At 76.6% G+C, this 14,631-nt stretch carries 18 protein-coding genes; 5 read left to right on the forward strand and 13 right to left on the reverse strand.

The window, feature by feature from the left end:
• Positions 1–153 precede the first annotated feature (153 nt).
• On the forward strand, positions 154–813 hold the full coding sequence (gene phoU / locus WA616_RS06640) for a phosphate signaling complex protein PhoU (RefSeq protein ID WP_073421246.1): 660 nt from the start codon (positions 154–156) through the stop codon (positions 811–813).
• 173 nt (positions 814–986) lie between these two features.
• On the opposite strand, the gene WA616_RS06645 is transcribed toward phoU, so the two are convergent.
• The 5 genes from WA616_RS06645 to mshA are packed head-to-tail and all read right to left on the reverse strand — an operon-like array spanning position 987 to position 5,593.
• Positions 987–1,751, reverse strand: a complete 765-nt coding sequence (locus WA616_RS06645; protein WP_336028562.1) for a phosphoglyceromutase — start codon at positions 1,749–1,751, stop codon at positions 987–989.
• Between the two features lie 31 nt (positions 1,752–1,782).
• Entirely contained in the window at positions 1,783–2,085 is a 303-nt protein-coding gene (locus WA616_RS06650; protein ID WP_336028377.1) for a hypothetical protein, read from the reverse strand.
• Between the two features lie 9 nt (positions 2,086–2,094).
• A complete protein-coding gene (locus tag WA616_RS06655) occupies positions 2,095–3,696 on the reverse strand; it encodes an MFS transporter (RefSeq protein WP_336028379.1) in 1,602 nt (533 codons plus the stop codon).
• Complete coding sequence (locus WA616_RS06660) at positions 3,693–4,271, reverse strand: YbjN domain-containing protein (protein WP_336028381.1); 579 nt, start codon at positions 4,269–4,271, stop codon at positions 3,693–3,695. Before WA616_RS06660 ends, WA616_RS06655 begins: the two co-directional genes overlap by 4 nt.
• Positions 4,268–5,593, reverse strand: coding sequence for a D-inositol-3-phosphate glycosyltransferase (mshA, locus tag WA616_RS06665; RefSeq protein ID WP_336028382.1), 1,326 nt, complete (start codon positions 5,591–5,593; stop codon positions 4,268–4,270). Before mshA ends, WA616_RS06660 begins: the two co-directional genes overlap by 4 nt.
• A gap of 86 nt (positions 5,594–5,679) precedes the next feature.
• Here mshA and WA616_RS06670 point away from each other — a divergent pair, with 86 nt between their 5' ends.
• Positions 5,680–6,465, forward strand: a complete 786-nt coding sequence (locus tag WA616_RS06670; RefSeq protein WP_336028384.1) for an SDR family oxidoreductase — start codon at positions 5,680–5,682, stop codon at positions 6,463–6,465.
• A gap of 250 nt (positions 6,466–6,715) precedes the next feature.
• Here WA616_RS06670 and WA616_RS06675 read toward each other — a convergent pair whose 3' ends face one another.
• Positions 6,716–7,717: a UDP-N-acetylmuramate dehydrogenase gene (locus WA616_RS06675; RefSeq protein WP_336028385.1), complete on the reverse strand. Its 1,002-nt coding sequence runs from the start codon at positions 7,715–7,717 to the stop codon at positions 6,716–6,718.
• A 59-nt stretch (positions 7,718–7,776) separates the two neighbouring features.
• Between WA616_RS06675 and WA616_RS06680 the strand changes: the two genes are divergently transcribed.
• The 3 genes from WA616_RS06680 to WA616_RS06690 are packed head-to-tail and all read left to right on the forward strand — an operon-like array spanning position 7,777 to position 9,752.
• Positions 7,777–8,634, forward strand: coding sequence for a class I SAM-dependent methyltransferase (locus WA616_RS06680; RefSeq protein WP_336028386.1), 858 nt, complete (start codon positions 7,777–7,779; stop codon positions 8,632–8,634).
• On the forward strand, positions 8,631–9,491 hold the full coding sequence (locus WA616_RS06685; RefSeq protein WP_336028388.1) for a spermidine synthase: 861 nt from the start codon (positions 8,631–8,633) through the stop codon (positions 9,489–9,491). Before WA616_RS06680 ends, WA616_RS06685 begins: the two co-directional genes overlap by 4 nt.
• A 51-nt stretch (positions 9,492–9,542) precedes the next feature.
• On the forward strand, positions 9,543–9,752 hold the full coding sequence (locus tag WA616_RS06690) for a PspC domain-containing protein (RefSeq protein ID WP_073421237.1): 210 nt from the start codon (positions 9,543–9,545) through the stop codon (positions 9,750–9,752).
• Positions 9,753–9,767: 15 nt separating this feature from the next.
• On the opposite strand, the gene WA616_RS06695 is transcribed toward WA616_RS06690, so the two are convergent.
• The 7 genes from WA616_RS06695 to WA616_RS06725 all read right to left on the reverse strand — a co-directional run bounded on the left by WA616_RS06695 (position 9,768) and on the right by WA616_RS06725 (position 14,631).
• Positions 9,768–10,052 (reverse strand): DUF2516 family protein, encoded by a 285-nt coding sequence (locus WA616_RS06695; RefSeq protein WP_336028391.1) that lies wholly within the window; start codon positions 10,050–10,052, stop codon positions 9,768–9,770.
• A gap of 121 nt (positions 10,053–10,173) precedes the next feature.
• A complete protein-coding gene (locus WA616_RS06700; protein WP_336028393.1) occupies positions 10,174–10,893 on the reverse strand; it encodes a hypothetical protein in 720 nt (239 codons plus the stop codon).
• Entirely contained in the window at positions 10,890–11,435 is a 546-nt protein-coding gene (locus WA616_RS06705) for a helix-turn-helix domain-containing protein (protein ID WP_336028396.1), read from the reverse strand. Before WA616_RS06705 ends, WA616_RS06700 begins: the two co-directional genes overlap by 4 nt.
• A 101-nt stretch (positions 11,436–11,536) precedes the next feature.
• Positions 11,537–12,508, reverse strand: a complete 972-nt coding sequence (locus WA616_RS06710) for an asparaginase (protein WP_336028564.1) — start codon at positions 12,506–12,508, stop codon at positions 11,537–11,539.
• Entirely contained in the window at positions 12,505–13,074 is a 570-nt protein-coding gene (locus tag WA616_RS06715) for an RsiG family protein (protein ID WP_336028399.1), read from the reverse strand. Before WA616_RS06715 ends, WA616_RS06710 begins: the two co-directional genes overlap by 4 nt.
• Positions 13,071–14,177, reverse strand: a complete 1,107-nt coding sequence (gene ygfZ / locus WA616_RS06720) for a CAF17-like 4Fe-4S cluster assembly/insertion protein YgfZ (protein WP_336028400.1) — start codon at positions 14,175–14,177, stop codon at positions 13,071–13,073. Before ygfZ ends, WA616_RS06715 begins: the two co-directional genes overlap by 4 nt.
• A 4-nt stretch (positions 14,178–14,181) precedes the next feature.
• Positions 14,182–14,631: a Fur family transcriptional regulator gene (locus tag WA616_RS06725; RefSeq protein WP_073421231.1), complete on the reverse strand. Its 450-nt coding sequence runs from the start codon at positions 14,629–14,631 to the stop codon at positions 14,182–14,184.

Genomic DNA, 14,631 nt, shown 5'->3' on the forward strand with positions numbered 1-14,631 from the left:
AGACCGATTGTTCATGCCCGGGTGCCCCCGCGTTCACCGGGCGGGATCTCGCGGCGTCCGGTGAGCACCTACCCTCGGTGTCCTGGGGACGGCCGCCGAGCAGAGGTGTCCGGACGGCGTGACCGGTGAGGGCCGGCCCGACGAGGAGGACCCGTGCGCGAGCACTACCGCGAAGAGCTCGAGGACATCAACAACTGCCTCGTGGAGATGTCGAACTCCGTGGGCTCGGCCATGAGCAAGGCCACCACCGCGCTGCTCGACGCCGACGTCGCCCTCGCCGACCTGGTGATCGCCGGCGACGAGCACATCGACGCGGTGCGCGAGAGCATCGAGGAGCGCTGCTTCACCCTCCTCGCCCGCCAGCAGCCGGTCGCCACCGACCTGCGCACGGTCACCACCGCCATGCGGATCGTCGGGGACCTCGAGCGCATGGGCGACCTCGCCGTCCACGTGGCCAAGCTGGCCCGGATGCGGTTCCCCGAGTCCGCCGTCCCCACCGAGGTCCGGCCGATCTTCCTCGAGGCCGGCCACGTCGCGCAGAGCCTGGTGACCCAGGTCGGCACGGTGATCGCCAAGCTCGACGTCCAGGGCGCCGCCCAGCTGGAGCGCGACGACGACCTCATGGACCAGCTGCACCGCCAGCTGTTCACCGAGCTGCTGAGCCCCGGCTGGCCGCACGGCATGGAGTCGGCCATCGACATCACGCTGCTCGGCCGCTACTACGAGCGCTTCGCCGACCACGCCGTCAGCGTCGCCCGCCGGGTGGTCTTCCTGGTCACCGGCGAGCGGGACATGGTCGCGCTCCCCAACTGAGCCGCCGCACGACGAGGGCCCCCGCACCGGACGGTGCGGGGGCCCTCGTCACATCGTCGCCCTACCGGGCTCCCACCGCGGCCACGTGCAGCCCGAGTCGCGTGGAGCACCGACCGCGCTTCCTCGCGGAGGCCTCCGGCCCCCACTCGTCAGCGCGAGCTCGCTGCCGCTCGCTACTTCTTGCCCTGGTTCTTCACGGCCTCGATGGCGGCCGCGGCGGCCTCGGGGTCGAGGTACTCCCCGCCCGCCTTGACCGGCTTGAGGTCGGCGTCGAGGTCGTAGCGCAGCGGGACGCCGGTGGGGATGTTGAGCCCGACGACCTCGTCCTCGCCCATGCCGTCGAGGTGCTTGACCAGCGCCCGCAGGCTGTTGCCGTGCGCGGCGACCAGCACGGTCGCGCCGGTGCGCAGGTCGGGGACGATCGAGTCGTACCAGTACGGGAGCATCCGGACGACGACGTCGGCCAGGCACTCGGTGGCCGGCCGCACCTCCGGGGGCAGGAAGCCGTAGCGCGGGTCGGCGTCCTGGGAGTACTCGCTGCCGAGGTCGATCGGCGGCGGCGGGGTGCTGTAGGAGCGGCGCCAGGTCATGAACTGCTCCTCGCCGTACTCGGCGAGGGTGGCGGCCTTGTCCTTGCCCTGCAGCGCGCCGTAGTGCCGCTCGTTGAGCCGCCACGACCGGCGCACCGGGATCCACTGCCGGTCGGCGGCGGCGAGCGCCAGCTCGGCGGTGGTGATGGCGCGCCTGAGCAGCGACGTGTGCAGCACGTCGGGCAGCAGGCCGTGCTCGGCCAGCAGCTGCCCGCCGCGCGCGGCCTCGGCGCGTCCCTTCTCCGACAGCTCGACGTCGACCCAGCCGGTGAACAGGTTGGCCCTGTTCCACTCGCTCTCGCCGTGGCGGAGCAGCACGAGGGTCCCGGGCGTGGTTCCCGCAGACATGGTCACGGGTCCATCCTGCCCGACGCCGTCCTCAGCGGGTGACCAGTGGCCAGAGCACCCAGGCCTCGTAGAGCGCCGGGGGCGCCAGGCCGGCCAGCAGCCAGGGGCTGCGCACCCGCCGGGCGGCGCCCCACCGCACCGCCGCCACCAGCGCGACGCAGCAGCCCACGGCGACCGCGAGCCACAGCACGGTGGCGCCGACGTCGACCACGAACAGCTGGGCGAGCACGAGCTGCACGGCGCACAGCAGCAGCGGGTACACCAGGCCGGAGGCGGCCACCACGCCCATCAGCGCGCGGCCGAGCCGCTCCTGCTGCGCGGGTGGCTCCTGCACGCCCCCACGCTAGGCGGCGGAGGCCTCCCGCGCGCCCGGCCGGCGGCGGCCTGGCAGCCACACCAGGACGACGACGGCGGCGACCGCGGAGGCCGCGGCGGTGCCGACGGCGGTCAGGTGCATCGCCGAGACGAACGCGTCGCGGGCGGTGTCCTCGAGCGCCCCGGCGGCGGCGACGGTCTGCGCGTCCCCGGCGGCGCGGGCCCGCTCGGCCGTCGTCCGGGCCGCCTCCAGCGTGGCCGCGATCGACGTGCTCGCCTCCGCGCGGACGCCGGCGGGCAGCACGTCGACCGCGCGGCCGACGTTCGCGGCGTAGGCGGTGGCCAGCACCGACCCGAGGATGGCCACGCCGAGCGCGCCGCCGACCTGGCGGACGGTGTTGTTCACCGCGGCGCCGGCGCCGGCCTTCTCGCGCGGCACCACGGCCATGATCGACTCGGTGGCCGGCGCCATCACCGCGCCCATGCCGAGGCCCTGCACGGTCAGCGCGGTCAGCAGCAGCCACAGCGGTGCGGCCTGGTCGAGCAGCTGGAAGCCCAGGAACGACAGCGTGATGAGCACGAAGCCGCCGGCGCAGACGGCCTTGGCGCCGAACCGCTCGGCCAGCCGCGAGCTGCGCGGGGCCATCAGCGCCATGCCCAGCGCCACCGGGATCAGCGCGGCGCCGGACTGCAGCGGGTCGTAGCCGCGGGCGCCCTGCAGGTAGTAGACGAGGTAGAACGTGGCGCCCATCAGCGCGAAGAAGTTCAGGCCCAGCGCCGCGGCGGCCGCGGAGAAGGCCGGGTTGCGGAACAGCGAGACGTCGAGCGCCGGGTGCGAGGAGCGCCGCTGCAGCCAGACGAACAGCGCCAGCAGCAGCGCGCCGCCGAGCAGCGGCACGAGCACGCCCGGCGTCGTCCAGCCCACCCCGGAGCCGCCGTGGATGATCCCGTAGACCAGGCCGGCGAGCGCCGCGATCGACAGCAGGACGCCGGGGACGTCGAGGCGGCCGGGCGCCGGGTCGCGCGACTCGGGGACGAACACCAGCGTGGCCACGACGCCGAGGACGGCGACCGGCACGCCGATCAGGAAGATCGCGCCCCACCAGTAGTGCGTGAGGACGGCGCCGCTGGCCAGCGGCCCGCCCGCGACGGCGAGCCCGGCGGTGGCCGCCCAGATGCCGATGGCGCGGCCGCGCTCGCCGGGCGGGAAGACGTTGGTGAGCACGGCGAGGGTGGTCGGCTGCACCGCCGCGCCGCCGACGCCCATGACCGCGCGCCAGGCGATGAGCTCCAGGGGGCTGTCGGAGAACGCGGCGAGGACCGACCCGGCGGCGAAGACGGTGAGCCCGATCAGCAGCACCCGGCGGCGGCCGATCCGGTCGCCGATGACGCCCCAGGAGAACAGCAGCCCGGCGAACACGACGATGTAGGCGTCGACGGCCCACTGCAGCTCGCCCTGGGTGGCGCCGAGCTCGCGCTGCAGGGTCGGGATCGCGACGTTGAGCGTCGTGTTGCCCATGATCACCACGAGCAGGCAGACCGTCATGGTGGCCAGCACCCACCAGCGCCGGGCGTAGCCGGGGCGCTCCTCGGCGGGGGCGGCCAGGTCCTCCCGCCCGGGAGCGGTCATCCCCCGCCGTCCGGTGCGGGCGCTCCCCCGCCGTCCCTCCGGTCGGCTCCCCCGGCCTGCGCGAAGGCGGCGAAGGCCTCCAGGTTGCGCAGCGACTCCCCGCGCCTGACCCGCCACTCCCACTCGCGCCGGATCGAGGTGCCGAAGCCGATCTCGAGCAGCGTGTTGAACGAGTCGTCGGCGTAGCTGAGCACCGCGCCGAGCACGCGGTCGAGCTCCTCGGGCGTGACCGCGGCGTGCGGCAGCCGGCCGGTCAGGTAGATGTCGCCGACCCCGTCGATCGACCACGCGACGCCGTACATGCGGGCGTTGCGCTGCAGCAGGTGGGTCCACAGCTGCTCGCGGTTCTCGTCGGGCTGGCGGCAGACGAAGGCCTCCACGCGCAGCGCGTGCTCGCCGACGACGAGGCCGCAGACCGTCTTGAGCTTCTTCGTGCCGGGCAGGTCGACCAGCCAGCGGCCGGGCGCGGGGTGCTCGTGCACCAGCTCGGCCTCGCGCAGCGTGGCGTCGATGACGGCGTCGAGCGCCGCGACGACGTCGCCCCGCGCGGTGCGGACCTCCTCCGGGCCGCTCACCAGGCCACCTGCGGGACCGTCGGGAGGCCGGCCACCGGCCGCAGCGCCGGGCGCCCGGCGGCGGCCATCTCGGCGGCGGCCGCCGCGTAGGCGTCGACCAGCGCGCCGGCCGTGCGGTCCCAGGAGAACGCCGCGGCGTGCCGGCGGGCGCCGGCGGCGAGCATCGGGCGGCGGGCGAGCACCGCGCGGATCGCCGCGGCGTAGGCGCCGGGATCGCGGCTGCCGACGAGCACGCCGGAGACGCCGTCGCGCACGGCCGTGGGCAGGCCGCCCACCGCGGCGGCCACGACCGGCGTGCCGCACGCCTGGGCCTCCAGGGCCACCAGCCCGAAGGACTCGTTGTGGCTGGGGACGACGGCGACGTCGGCGGCGCGGTAGTGCAGGGCCAGCCGGTCGGGGCTCTGCGGCGGCAGGAAGCGCACCAGGTCGCCGATGCCGAGGTGCGCGGCGAGCTCCTCGAGCTGCCGCGGCGCCTCCAGCCCGGAGCCGCTGGGCGCGCCGACCACGTGCACGCGCAGCCGACCACGCAGCGACGGGTCGTCGTCGAGCATCCGCGCGGCGGCGGCGAGCAGCAGGTCGGGCGCCTTGAGCGGCTGGATCCGCCCGACGAAGGTCAGCACGACGGCGTCGGCGGGGACGCCCAGCGCGCGGCGGGCGGCGGCGCGGTCGCCGGGGGTGAACCGGTCGAGGTCGACGCCGGGCGGGACGACCAGCGTGCGCCGGGGGTCGGCCCCGTAGTGCTCGACGAGCTGGCGGGCCTCCTCCTCGGTGTTGGCGACCAGCCGGTCGGCCTCGGCCACCACCTGTTCCTCACCGATCACCCGCGCCCGCGGCTCGGGGCGGTCGCCGTCGGCCAGGGCGGCGTTCTTCACCTTCGCGAGGGTGTGCGCGGTGTGGATGAGCGGCACGCTCCAGCGGTCCCGCGCCAGCCAGCCGACCTGGCCCGACAGCCAGTAGTGCGAGTGGACGACGTCGTAGTGCCCGGGCTCGTGCAGGGCCTCCTCGCGCAGCACGCCGGCGGTGAAGGCGCACAGCTGGCCGGGCAGCTCCTCCTTGCCGAGGCCCTCGAACGGTCCGGCGCTGACGTGCCGCACGGTGACGCCGGGGCTCATCTCGACCACCGGCGGCAGGTCGCTGGAGGTGGCGCGGGTGAACACGTCGACGGCGATGCCGCGCGCGGCCAGCCGCCGGGACACCTCGACGATGTAGACGTTCATGCCCCCGGCGTCGCCGGCACCGGGCTGGTCGAGGGGGCTGGTGTGCACCGAGATCGTCGCGACCCGGCGCAGCGCGCGGGAGCCGAGGCGTCGGCGAGCAGGCACCCGCGACCTCCCGCCTCGCGCCGTCCTGGGTGCCGTCGCGGCACCCCTGTCGGCTCTCCATCCTGCAACAGGGACAGGATGGCCACATGCCCGGTGTCGCCGATCTCTCACCGTCCACCGCCCGTCCCCTGCCGGGGTCCGGGCGCACCGCCGTCGTCACCGGGGCCTCCAGCGGCATCGGCGCGGCCACCGCGGAGCGCCTGGCCGCGGACGGCTTCGACGTCGTCCTGGGCGCCCGGCGGCTGGACCGGCTCGAGGCGCTGGCCGAGCGCACCGGCGGCCGCGCGCTGCAGCTGGACGTCACCGACCCGGCGTCGGTGGAGGCGTTCGCCGCCGCGCTGCCGCGGGTCGACGTCCTGGTGAACAACGCCGGCGGGGCCTTCGACACCAACCCGGTGGCCGACGCCGACCTCGACTCGTGGGCGCGCACCTACGACGTCAACGTGCTCGGCACCGTGCGGCTGACCAAGGCGCTGCTGCCGGCACTGCGGGCCTCGGGCGCCGGCGACCTGCTGTTCGTGGGCTCCACGGCCGGGCTGGTCAGCTACGAGGGCGGGGCGTCGTACACGGCGGCCAAGCACGGCGTGCACACGCTGGCCGGGACGCTGCGCCTGGAGCTGGTGGCCGAGCCGGTGCGGGTCATCGAGATCGCGCCGGGGATGGTGCGCACGGAGGAGTTCTCGCTCAACCGCACGGGCAGCCAGGAGAAGGCCGACGCCGTCTACCGCGGCGTGCGGGAGCCGCTGGTGGCCGAGGACGTCGCCGACTGCATCGCCTGGGCGCTCACCCGGCCGCACCACGTGAACGTCGACCTGCTCGTCGTCCGCCCCCGCGCCCAGGCCGCGCAGCACAAGGTCCACCGCGAGGACTGACGGCCGCCGCACCCGCGACTCCCGGGGAGTCGCTAGTCGGACGGGTCCGCTGACGGCGACTTCCCCGCAGTCGTCGTCGGCGCGGGACGCCGGCCGACACTCCCGCCAGCCTCGCGCCGCGGTGCCCGACCTCGCGCTACGGGGCGAGGCCGGGCACCGCGGGACGAGGGTGGCCCGGGACGCCGTGGCAGGGCTCAGCGCAGCCGGGGAACGGCCCCTGGCCGCGGTGTCGGCCGGCAGGCCGACCACGTCACAGCCGCTGCGGCTCGGGGACCAGCGTGACGCCGAACCGGTCGTGGACGGCGGTGACGACGCGGTCGGCGAAGGCCATCAGCTCCTCCGCCGTGGCGCCGGGCTCGGTGGTCAGCGCCAGGCTGTGCCGCGACGAGGTGCCCACCCGCCCGTCGCGGGTGCCGCGGCCGAAGCCCGCCGACTGCACCAGCCAGGCGGCGCTGAGCTTCACCCGGCCGTCGGCGGCGGGCCAGCTCGGGCAGCCCGGCACCGCCTGCTCGGGCGGGACCACCGGGTTGGTGAAGAACGAGCCGGCGCTGCGGGTGTCGGGGTCCGCCGGGTCGACCACCATGCCCTTGCCGCGCCGCAGCTCCAGCACGGCCGCCCGGACGTCGGCCAGCGGCGCCCGCCCGCCCAGCTCGACGTCGAGGCGCTTTGCGAGCTCGGCGTACTGCACGGGGCGGGACAGCGGACCCGCGTCGAGCGCGAAGGTGACGGTGAGGACGACGAACCGGCCGGGCTCGCGCTTGAGCCGGCTGTCGCGGTAGCCGAACGCGCAGTCGGCGTTCGACAGCACCCGCTCCTCGCGGGAGGTCCGGTCCCAGACGCGCACCTCGGTGACCGTCTGCGCGACCTCCTGGCCGTACGCGCCGACGTTCTGCACCGGCGTCGCGCCGGTGGAGCCGGGGATCCCCGACAGCGCCTCCATCCCGGCCAGCTCCTGCTCCACGGTGAGCGCCACGAGGTCGTCCCACGGCTCGCCGGCCTGCACCTCGACGACGTCGCCGCGCCGCTGCACGCCGCGGCTGCGCACCGCCACGACGTCGCCGGACCAGCCCGCGTCGGGGGCGACGACGTTCGAGCCGCCGCCGAGCACGAACAGCGGGCGCCCCGCGTCGTCGGCCTCGCGGACGGCGGCGACCAGGTCGGCGGCGGTGGTGACCTCGACCAGCCGGTCGACGGGCCCACCGACCCCGAGCGTCGTGAGGTCGGCGAGACGGGCGTCGGAGCGGACGAGCACCCGCCCACGGTAGCCACGGCCCGCCAGCCCGCCGGGGAGGCGGACTACGCTCGGGTCCGGTGAGCGAGGGCGACAGCGGGCACAAGCGCCGGGCGTCGCTCACCCCCCGCAGGGCCAACCCGCGCCTGGCCGCCGGCCGGGCCCGCGCGCTGGGCCTGCCCACCCGCGGCACCACGAACGCCAACCGGCTGCGCCGGGTCGACCGCTGGATCCTCGCCACCCAGCTCCCCCGCCTGCGCGACGCCGCCCGCCCGCTCGTCGTCGACCTCGGCTACGGCGCGTCGGCGGTGACCACCCTGGAACTCGTCGACCGGCTGGCCCCCGCCGTGCCCGGCCTCGAGGTCGTCGGGCTGGAGATCGACCCCGCCCGGGTGGCCGCCGTCGAGGCCGACCGCGACCCGCCGCGGGTCGACTTCCGCGTCGGCGGGTTCGAGCTCGCGGGGCTGCGCCCGGTGCTGGTGCGCGAGTTCAACGTGCTGCGCCAGTACGACGAGGCGTCCGCGGCACGCGCCTGGGAGACCACCTGCGCGGCGCTGGGCCCCGGCGGTCTGCTGGTGGAGGGCACCTGTGACGAGTGGGGACGGCGGGCGACCTGGGTGGCCCTCGACGCCGACGGCCCGCTCACGCTGACCCTCGCCGCCCGCGTCGCCGAGCTCGACCGGCCCTCCGACCTCGCCGAGCGGCTGCCCAAGGCGCTCATCCACCACAACGTGCCCGGGCAGCCCGTGCACGACCTGCTGCGCGCCCTCGACGCCGCCTGGGCCGCCGCGGCGGGGCTGACCGCGTTCGGCCCGCGCCAGCGGTGGGTCGCCGCGGTGCAGGCCCTCGCCGACGACGGGTGGCCGCTGGTGGGCTCCACGCGGCGCTGGCGGCACGGCGAGCTGACGGTGCGCTGGTCGGCGGTGGCGCCGTCGTGAGGCGCGGCGAGCGCCCCCCGGTGGTGCCGCCGGGTCCCACCGAGGTCGACGGCGGCACGGCCGAGCTGCTCGGCGACGCCGACCGCGACGGCTCGTGGGTGCTGATGGTCGAGGGGACGCCGCAGTCGCACGTCGACCTCGACGACCCCGCCCACCTGGAGTTCGAGTACGTCCGCCGGATGGGCCACGTGCTCGACCTGGCGGCGCCCGAGGGGCAGCCGGTCGACGCCGTGCACCTCGGCGGCGGCGCGCTCACGTTGGCCCGCTACCTCGCGGTGACCCGGCCCGGCTCCCGGCAGCGGGTGGTGGAAGTCGACCAGCGGCTCACCGACCTGGTCCGCGCACACCTGCCGCTGCCCCGCGACGCGCGAGTGCGGGTGCGCGCCGCGGACGCCCGCGCCGGGCTGGCGGCGCTGCCGCCGGCGAGCGCCGACGTCGTCGTCAGCGACGTCTTCGCCGGGGCGCGGACGCCGGCGCACCTGACCACCGTCGAGTACGCCGCGGAGGCGCACCGGGTGCTGCGGCACGGCGGCGTCCTGGCCGTCAACGTCGCCGACGGCCCGCCACTGCGCTTCGCCCGCGGGCAGGTGGCCACGCTGCGGGCGGTCTTCGCGCACGTCTGCGTGCTCGCCGAGCCCGGCACGCTGCGCGGGCGGCGGTTCGGCAACCTCGTCGCGGTGGCCTCGGACGCGTCGCTGCCGGTGGCCGCCCTGACCCGGCGCTGCGCCGCCGACCCCATGCCCGCGCGGGTGGTCGAGGGCGAGGACCTGGCCCGGTTCGTGGGCCGCGCTCAGCCGGTGACCGACGCCGGGGCGGTCGCCTCCCCGGAGCCGCCGCCGGGCGTGTTCAGCCGCTGACCAGGGTCTTCCCCGATGCCGGTGTGCCCGGAGCGCGCCTAGGGTCGGGGCATGACCTATCCCGCACCGGCCCCGCGCCGGCTCGCCCGCGACACCCGCAACAAGATGATCGCCGGCGTCTGCTCCGGCATCGCCCGCCGCTACGGCATCTCGACCGGCGCCCTGCGGCTGGCCTTCGTGGTCTCGTGCATCCTGCCCGGACCGCAGTTCATCGCCTACCTGGTCCTGTGGGTGCTCATGCCGCGCGACGACCGGTACTGACCCGGCCGCCCGCGGTCACCAGGGGCTGTTGCCCCGCTGCACCCCGCGGACCGCGGGCCGCACGTCGACCAGGTAGACGACGGCGGCGATGACGGCGGGCAGGCCGAGGAAGGTCATCGGCCCGGACAGGTAGAGCACCACCGCGGCCAGCGCGGTGATCGCCGCCCAGGCCGGCTTGGTGAGCTTCCCGGCGGCCTCGTAGTTGGGCGCCGGGCGGATGACCGCGTCGGCGAGGGCCCAGACGGTCAGCGCGAGGGTGGCCCAGTACAGGGCCTCGAGCAGGACCGCGTCGAACGCCATGCCGGGCAGGGTACCCGCCGGGAGGGACCGCGGGATCCCTCCGCAGGGAGGACACGGCCAGGGACGCGACAGGGCCCCGGAGCGCCTGCGGCAGCTCCGGGGCCCTGGTCGGGTACCGAGGTCAGTCGGTGGTCTTGGCGGTGCGGGTGCGGCTCACGCGGGTCGAGGTGCCGGCGGCCTTGCCGCGCGCGGCAGTGGTGCGCTTGGCCGGCTTGCGGGCGGCCTTCGCGGTCGCCTCGTCGGCGGCCTCGGCGGTCTCCTCGATGGTGGCCTTGGCCGAGTCGGCGGCCTCCTCGACGGCCTCCTCCGCGCGGGCGGCGGCCTTGGTGGTCTTCGAGGCGGCCTTCTGGACGCGCGAGGTGATCTCGTCGGAGGCCTCGGTCACGGCCTCGGCGGCGTCCTCGATGACCTCCTCGACGGTCTCCTCGACGGTGTCGACGGCGGCCTCGGCCTTGGCGGCGAAGCGGCGGAAGCCGGGCTGGCGGCGCAGCTCCTGCAGCACGTCGGCGCCGCGCTCGGCCAGCACCTCGACGGTGCCGGCGGCCTGGGCGCGGGCCTGCTCGACCAGCGTGTTCAGGGTGCCGACGACGGCCTCGGGGCGGACGGCGCCGGCCAGGCCGCGGGCGCGGTCGGCGGCGAGCTCGGCGCGGGTGCGGGCCTCCTTGGTGGCCAGGTCGACCTGGACCTGGGCCTCACCGGGGAGGGCCTCGGCGCGGGAGCGCAGCGTGGCGAGGACGGTGCGGGCCTGCGTGACGGCGAGGTCACCGGCGCCGACGGCGACCAGCAGCGGGGTGCGGCCGCGCTCGGCGACCTGCTCGAGCAGGGAGGTGGCGGTGGTCATGCTGTCTCCTCGGAGATCGTGGGCCCGTCCGCGGGGACGCGGTGCGGGGCGGGGCTCGGGGCGGTGCTCGGGGAGGTGCCGGGTGTCCGCGGGGCGGCGGCGTGCTCGCGCACGTAGGTCTCGTACAGCTCGAGGAGCACGGCCTTGTGCCGTTCGAAGAGCTGCTCGTCGGACCGGATCGCCGCGATCGTGTCGGGGTTGCCGGGGCGCCGGTCGAGGATGCCCGCCTGCTCGTAGAGCGTCTCGGCGGAGATCTCCAGGCCCTTGGCGATGGCGGCCAGGATCTCCGCCGACGGCTTGCGCAGCCCCCGCTCCACCTGCGACAGGTAGGGGTTGCTCACCCCCGCGGTGCGGGCGAGCTCGCGCAGGGACACCCGGGCGACGCTGCGCTGCTCCCGGATGAACTCCCCCACCTGCGAGCGCACGGTCGAGACCTGCTGGGCCTCGGCCGCGACGGTCTCCGCGACGCTGCCGGCGAGCTGGTCCACCTTCTCGCGGACCGACCTCACCTGACCGCTCACGAACTCGCCGGGGGTCTGCACGTACTAGACGGTAACCAGGGGTGCTAGCAACTGCAAGCGCAGCTGCTAGCACCTCTGGGTGAGTCCTCTCACACCCGGCGTGTCCCCCGCCGGGGCGCGGGTCAGGCGGTCAGCACCGCCGACGGCCGCACCTCACCGACGACGCCGTCGCCGCCGGTGACGGGCGGGGCCGACCAGCGGGCGAGCACGTCGGCGTCGACCCCGAGGCGGCGCAGCGCGGCGGCGAGCACCGGCGCGCGGCCGCGGTCGCCGCCGTCGTCGAGCTTGTAGGCGATCGCACCGCGGCCGGGCAGCGCGGCGACGTGCACGCCGTCGGCCCCGCCCTTGACCAGCAGGCCGGGCACGGCCTCCATGAGCAGGGTGTCGTCGCGGTCGGTGCCGGCGACGTACCAGGGGTGCGCCCGCATCGCGTCGGCCACCGCCCGCTCGGGGCTGCCCCCGGGCGCCTCGACCAGCCGGCCGACGCCGCGCGCGAGCCCGGTCAGCGACAGCCCGTGCTGCGGGGCGCCGCAGCCGTCGACGACGACGGCGGCCACCGGCTCGCCGGCGGCCGCGGACAGGCGGGCCTCGATCGCCTGCTGCAGCGGGTGCTGCGGGTCGAGGTAGCCCTCGGTCGGCCAGCCGGCCGCGACGCAGGTGGCGAGCATCGCGGCGTGCTTGCCCGAGCAGTTGAACGCCAGGCGCTCGGGTGCGCGGCCGCCGGTGATCCAGGCGGCGCGCGTCGCCTCGTGCCCGGGCAGCGCGGCCGGGCAGCCGAGGGCGCCCGCGTCGAGACCGGCGGAGGCGAGGATCGCCTCGGCGCGGTCGCGGTGGCCGTCCTCGCCGGCGTGCGAGCCGGCGGCGATGGACAGCTCCTCGCCCGTGCGCGGGCGCCAGCCGGCGGCGAGGTAGGTGGTGGCCTGCACCGGCTTGTTGGACGAGCGGGGCAGCACGGGGCGGGCGACGTCGCCGGCCGACCAGCGCACGTCCCCGTCGGGGCCGAGCACGACGACGGCGCCGCGGTGCACCGACTCGAGGAAGCCGGAGCGCCAGACCTCGACGAGGACCGGCGCGTCGGGCCAGGGCGCGCTCAGTGCCGGGCCTCGTCGGCGAGGAGCGCGGCGACGTCGGCTTCGCCGTTGCGGTAGCGGCGGGCGAGCTCGCCGGCGAGGGCGTCCATCACCTGCTGCACACCGCGGCGGCGCTCGGAGAGGGAGCCCTCCGCGGCGGCCAGGGCGCGGGCGGCCTGCTCGAGGTCGGCGTCGGGGAGCCCGGCGACGTCGGACAGGTCGACGCCGCGGGTCAGGCCGTTCACCCAGGACTCGTAGCGCTCGGGCGCGGCCGGCTGCACCGTCTGGTGGCGGCCCAGGCCGTGCGCGGGGCCGCGGCCCTTCTCGGCGAGGATCTCCGGCAGCAGGTCGACCAGCGAGCGGCCGTCGTGCTCGGCCCGGCGCTGCAGCTCCCGGCGCACGATGTCCAGCCGCCCCTGCAGCAGCCGCCGCGTGTAGGAGAGGTTGACCTCCTCCTGCTCGGCCCGGCGGCGCAGCCCGCGGACGTCGGCCATCGGGCGGGACTCGACGCCGGCGAGGAAGGCCGGGTCGAGCAGCTCGTCGACGGCCGCGCCGCCGGCGGGGGTCGGAGGGGTGCTCGCGGAGGTCACCGCCCGATGGTGGCAGACCGGACGGCGCGGACGCGGTCGCGGGCGGCGGCCCGGGTGTCGTCGAGCGCAGCGGGGGCGTCGTCGGGGTCGATCACGGCCCGCGATCCGCCCACCGTCAGCTCGTCGCCGGTGCCCACCGACTGCTTGACCAGGGCGAGCGCGACGACGCCGAGCTCGTGGTGGCGCACGACCGTGCCGGCGCGGCCGACCTCGCGCTCGCCGCGCAGCACCGGCGCGCCCGCGGCCGGCAGGTCCTCGCTGACGCCGTCGAGGTGCAGCAGCACCAGCCGCCGCGGCGGGCGGCCGAGGTTGTGCACGCGCGCGACGGTCTCCTGGCCGCGGTAGCAGCCCTTCTGGAGGTGGACGGCGCTGTCGAGCCACTCCAGCTCGTTGGGGATGGTGCGGTGGTCGGTGTCGGCGCCCAGCCGCGGACGGCGGGCCTCCACGCGCAGCGCCTCGTAGGCGTCCAGGCCGGCGGTCCCGGCGCCGGCGGCCGCGAGCGCGTCGGCGCGGGCGGCGAGCTCGGCGCGCGGCACCAGCAGGTCGACCGCGGGGACGCCGTCGCCGAGGGCCGGCATCCGGCGCACCCAGCCGCCGCCGGGCAGGGCGGCGACGGCGTACGGGGCCTCCGGCGCGGGCAGGCCGGCGGCGGCGAGCACGTCGGACCCGCGGGGGCCGACGAGCGTCAGCAGCGCCCAGTCGCCGGTCACCAGGGCGGGCTCGACGCGGAGCATGAAGACCATCCGCTGCAGGAAGGTCGCCAGCGCGGCGCCGGTGCCCGGCTCGACGTCGGCCCAGGTGGTGCCGCCGAGCTCGGCGAGCACGAGGTGGTGCTCCACGTGGCCCTGCGGCGAGAGGACCAGCGCCTGGGTGCCGGTGCCGTCGGCGAGCCGCTCGAGGTGCTGGCTGGTGAGGCTGTGCAGCCACGAGAGCCGGTCGGGGCCGGGGATCGCGAGGACGTCGCGGTCGCTGCGGTCGACGAGCCCGGCGCCCTCGGCGAGCAGGCGCTGCTCGCGCAGCGGGTCGCCGTGGTGGGCGGCGACGGAGCCGCCCTCGGCGACGACGGCGCCCGCTCGCGCGGCGAGGGGGGAGGTGGTGCTCATGCGGTCACTCCTGGGACGTCCCGGACTCTCGGCAGCGGCGGCACGTGCCCGACAGCGCCACGTGCCCCACGTCCAGGGTGAAACCCAGGTCGGCCGCCAGACGTTCCGCCGCCTGCTCGAGCACCTCCGGGTCGGCGGAGGAGATCTCCCCGCAGGAGGCGCAGACCACGTGCAGGTGCGGGTGCTCGGAGGCGTGGTAGACCGGCGCGCCCTTGGCGACGTGGGTGTGCCAGACCAGGCCGAGCCGCTCGAGCAGCTCCAGCGTGCGGTAGACCGTCGAGGTGTCCGGCGCGGCGCCGCCCGGCCCGGCCTGTTCGCGCAGCCGGGCGCCGATCGCCTCCGGGGTGGCGTGGTCGAGCTCCGCGACCGCCGCCAGCACCTGCTGGCGCTGGTGCGTCAGCCGCAGGCCCTGCGCACGCAGCCGCTCCGCGAGGGGGGCACCGGGATCGGACAC

The sequence above is a fragment of the Geodermatophilus sp. FMUSA9-8 genome, from assembly GCF_037034165.1.
GTDB classification, from domain to species: Bacteria; Actinomycetota; Actinomycetes; order Mycobacteriales; family Geodermatophilaceae; genus Geodermatophilus; species Geodermatophilus nigrescens.

Coding starts and splice junctions, on each gene's coding strand:
- WA616_RS06700 (WP_336028393.1), bottom strand. CDS start 10,893: ATGACCACCGCCACCTCCCTGCTCGAGCAGGTCGCCGAGCGCGGCCGC.
- WA616_RS06695 (WP_336028391.1), bottom strand. CDS start 10,052: ATGGCGTTCGACGCGGTCCTGCTCGAGGCCCTGTACTGGGCCACCCTC.
- WA616_RS06645 (WP_336028562.1), bottom strand. CDS start 1,751: ATGTCTGCGGGAACCACGCCCGGGACCCTCGTGCTGCTCCGCCACGGC.
- WA616_RS06655 (WP_336028379.1), bottom strand. CDS start 3,696: ATGACCGCTCCCGGGCGGGAGGACCTGGCCGCCCCCGCCGAGGAGCGC.
- WA616_RS06690 (WP_073421237.1), top strand. CDS start 9,543: ATGACCTATCCCGCACCGGCCCCGCGCCGGCTCGCCCGCGACACCCGC.
- ygfZ (WP_336028400.1), bottom strand. CDS start 14,177: ATGAGCACCACCTCCCCCCTCGCCGCGCGAGCGGGCGCCGTCGTCGCC.
- WA616_RS06670 (WP_336028384.1), top strand. CDS start 5,680: ATGCCCGGTGTCGCCGATCTCTCACCGTCCACCGCCCGTCCCCTGCCG.